1 protein-coding gene is annotated in these 561 nt (G+C 70.4%); it reads left to right on the top strand.

Annotated elements, in window-relative coordinates; genetic code table 11:
* The coding region (locus tag AC1DTN_RS38795) for a type 2 periplasmic-binding domain-containing protein (RefSeq protein WP_477925541.1) at positions 1-374 on the top strand (374 nt) is incomplete at its 5' end.
* Positions 375-561: the final 187 nt, after the last annotated feature.

Below are 561 nucleotides of genomic sequence, written 5' to 3' on the forward strand. Positions count from 1 at the left end.
CCCTGCTCCAGGACACAGCCCGGCGCGGCGTCGTCGAAGCGCATCTGGCCGCGCACCGCATGCTGCGCACCCCGACCGTGACCGTGCCCTACTTCGCGATGGCGCCGCACCTGTTGCCGGGCACCGACCTGATCTTCACGACCAGCAGGCATTTCGCGCAGCACTTCGCGAGCGTGCTGCCGCTGACTGTGGTGGCCTCGCCGATCGACTTTCCGCCGATGCGCTTCTACCAGTTGTGGGATGGCCGCACCCAGCATGCGCCGGGGCATGTGTGGTTCCGCTCGCTGCTGTCGGCGGTGGTGCGCACCGCGGGGGCCACGCGGCACCTGCGCGTCTCGCCGCCCCTGCGCCGTTTCGCCGGCCAGTTCGCCTGAAGGCGTTCGGCGCCGGGCGCCCCGAATAAGGGATTGGCGACTTCGCCGGCGGGCAGGTTTGAATCAAAATGCGCCTCTTGCCCGCCACCCCGTTGCCCATGCCCGCCACCCCGTTGCCCATGCCCGTCGACGCGCCCCGCCCCCTGCTGAGCCCCGAGCACATCGCGATGATCGGCAAGGGCGTTTC

The organism is Rhizobium sp. 01T444 (assembly GCF_056398305.1).